The sequence below is a fragment of the uncultured Planktosalinus sp. genome (assembly GCF_963973675.1).
Taxonomy (GTDB): Bacteria; Bacteroidota; Bacteroidia; order Flavobacteriales; family Flavobacteriaceae; genus Planktosalinus.
Map to the genome: position 1 here is coordinate 1 of NZ_CAXBAN010000392.1, position 2,375 is coordinate 2,375.

4 protein-coding genes and 1 pseudogene are annotated in these 2,375 nt (G+C 35.2%); 4 read left to right on the forward strand and 1 reads right to left on the reverse strand.

Annotated features, from left to right (window positions below):
• Both AACY61_RS12475 and mnhG read left to right on the forward strand, forming a co-directional pair.
• Positions 1-207 (forward strand): cation:proton antiporter (locus tag AACY61_RS12475; RefSeq protein WP_339611907.1); only part of this gene is annotated, 207 nt, incomplete at its 5' end.
• The gene (gene mnhG, locus AACY61_RS12480) at positions 200-568 is read left to right on the forward strand and encodes a monovalent cation/H(+) antiporter subunit G (RefSeq protein WP_339611909.1); all 369 of its coding nucleotides are present in this window, start codon (positions 200-202) and stop codon (positions 566-568) included. The genes AACY61_RS12475 and mnhG, both read left to right, overlap by 8 nt.
• Before the next feature lie 66 nt (positions 569-634).
• Here mnhG and AACY61_RS12485 read toward each other — a convergent pair whose 3' ends face one another.
• Positions 635-1,105 (reverse strand): regulatory protein RecX, encoded by a 471-nt coding sequence (locus tag AACY61_RS12485; RefSeq protein WP_339611910.1) that lies wholly within the window; start codon positions 1,103-1,105, stop codon positions 635-637.
• Between the two features lie 81 nt (positions 1,106-1,186).
• On the opposite strand from AACY61_RS12485, the gene mutY reads away from it, so the two are divergent.
• Positions 1,187-2,215: an A/G-specific adenine glycosylase gene (gene mutY, locus AACY61_RS12490; RefSeq protein WP_339611911.1), complete on the forward strand. Its 1,029-nt coding sequence runs from the start codon at positions 1,187-1,189 to the stop codon at positions 2,213-2,215.
• Between the two features lie 48 nt (positions 2,216-2,263).
• Positions 2,264-2,375: pseudogene (locus tag AACY61_RS12495) on the forward strand (single-stranded DNA-binding protein); the annotation flags it as partial.

The window sequence follows — 2,375 nt, forward strand, 5'->3', positions numbered from 1 at the left end:
ATTCGTTTTTTGATGGGTCCCAGTATTGCAGATCGTGTTATTACGCTTGATTTATTAATAACCACAGGAATTGGTGTAATAGCTATATACAGCATTACCTCAAACCAACCCACTTTTCTGGATATTGCAATGATCTTGGCTTTAATTGCTTTTTTAGGCACGGTGGCTTTTTCCTATTATTTAGAAAAGAGAAATAGAAATGAGTGAAATTTTAATTGGCATACTAGCAACTTTAGGCACTTTGTTTGTCCTCCTGGCCGCAGTGGGAGTAATAAGAATGCCCGATACTTATTTGCGAATATCAGTCACAACAAAAGCAGCTACATTGGGCATTGGATTAATTCTGGCTGCAGCCGCAATCTATTTCAATGAAATATCAATTACCTCAAGAGTTTTGGCAATCATTTTGTTCATCCTTTTAACCGCGCCGGTAGGTGCTCACCTTATAGGACGTGCTTCCTATTTTATTGGAGTAAAACTATGGCACAAATCACTTATTGATGACCTAAAAGGAAAATATAAAAAATCTACACACGAACTAAAAAGTGAAGATTCAGAAGAGGATTAATTCCAAACTATAACAACTTAAGAGGTAATTATAATCAGGCTATTTTAAAAATTACACTTTCAAAATTTAAGGAATTAACCGCGTTACCCGTTCATACACCAAATCACTCTCCCAACCTCGATATAGCAAATAATCAGCTAACTTTTTTCTTTTTTTATATTTGTTGGTTTCTTTGATTTGATATAAACGCTTTTCAGCCAATTCATCTAAAGTTTTTAAATAGATTTCATCTTCTATTTCCTGCAGTGCCAGTTTGATGTTGTATGCAGAAATTTTTCGCTTTTTCAATTCATTAACAATGCGATTTTTTCCCCATTTTTTAATTGAAAACTTACCTCGTGCATAGGCTTTTGCAAAACGGCTTTCATTAATAAAATCATTTTCAAGCAAGTGAAGCATAATTTTTTCAACTGCCTGAGGAATCAATTGCATTTCCCATAATTTTTGCTCAACCTCCTGATGACAACGTTCTTGATATACGCAATAACGCTCCATCCTGGTTTGTGCTTCATTTACAGAATAGACTTTTTTATTCATATTTCAAAGGAAGCACATTTCCCTTAAAAAAGCAATGTCGTTTGATTCCTAGCCGTTATTTTTGTGTGATTAATTACACCTATGAACTTTTCAAAACAGCTTATTGACTGGTATCAAATTTATAAACGAGAACTTCCCTGGCGCAAAACTACCAATCCATACGCTGTTTGGCTGTCTGAAATTATTCTTCAGCAAACCCGCATTGATCAGGGGCTCTCTTATTATGAAAAGTTTATAGAAACATTTCCAACAGTAGTTGATTTGGCAAAAGCCGATGAAGAAACCGTCTTAAAGCTATGGCAGGGACTGGGCTATTACTCCCGTGCCCGAAACCTTCATCACACTGCAAAAGTCGTGGTTGAAGAGTTTAATGGGGTTTTTCCAGACACTTATAGCGAACTCATAAAACTAAAAGGCATCGGCGACTATACTGCAAGTGCAATCGCCTCCATTTGTTTTAAGGAAGCACAGGCAGTAGTTGATGGCAACGTATACAGGGTCTTATCAAGAATTTTTGGCATTGAAACACCCATTAATTCTTCACAAGCTGCTAAAGAATTCAAAACACTGGCCCAAAGTTTAATTGACCCAACTCAACCGGGTGAATTCAATCAAGCATTAATGGAGTTTGGTGCAGTACATTGTAAACCTCAAAAACCGTTATGTGCAGTGTGTATTTTTCAGAAAAAATGTGTTGCCTTCAACCAGGGAAAAGTGGGTCAACTTCCTGTAAAAACATCAAAAGTTAAAGTGCGAAACCGCTACTTTAATTATTTAGTAGTTGTTTCAGCAAACCAAAAAACACTACTCGAAAAAAGAACCCAAAATGGCATTTGGAAAAACCTCTATCAATTTCCATTGATTGAAAAAGATAAAAGCAGCATTCTTAAACCTGATGAAATAAAAAGTGTTTTTGATAAAATAAAAATAGAATCCCTGACACTTTTCAATGAAATTCCTATTCATCATAAGCTTTCACACCAGCATCTTCATATACGGTTTTGGATCCTTTACACTGATGAAATCAACATAGGATATCCAATTTCAGAAATCCAAAAATATCCTGTTCCAATAGTAATTCATAATTTTATTGAGCGTTTCTCCTTTTAAAAGCAATTGAAAAGTAATACCTTTGAACGAAACAAATATCAAATAGTTATGAGTGGAACACTGAATAAAGTCATGTTAATTGGACACACTGGAGATGATGTAAAAATGATTCATTTTGAAGGTGGAAATTGTATTGGCCGATTTCCCCTGGCTACCAATG

What these genes read in the sequence shown, in the direction of transcription:
- AACY61_RS12485 (WP_339611910.1), bottom strand. Translation starts at nt 1,105, where the DNA reads ATGAATAAAAAAGTCTATTCTGTAAATGAAGCACAAACCAGGATGGAG.
- mnhG (WP_339611909.1), top strand. Translation starts at nt 200, where the DNA reads ATGAGTGAAATTTTAATTGGCATACTAGCAACTTTAGGCACTTTGTTT.
- mutY (WP_339611911.1), top strand. Translation starts at nt 1,187, where the DNA reads ATGAACTTTTCAAAACAGCTTATTGACTGGTATCAAATTTATAAACGA.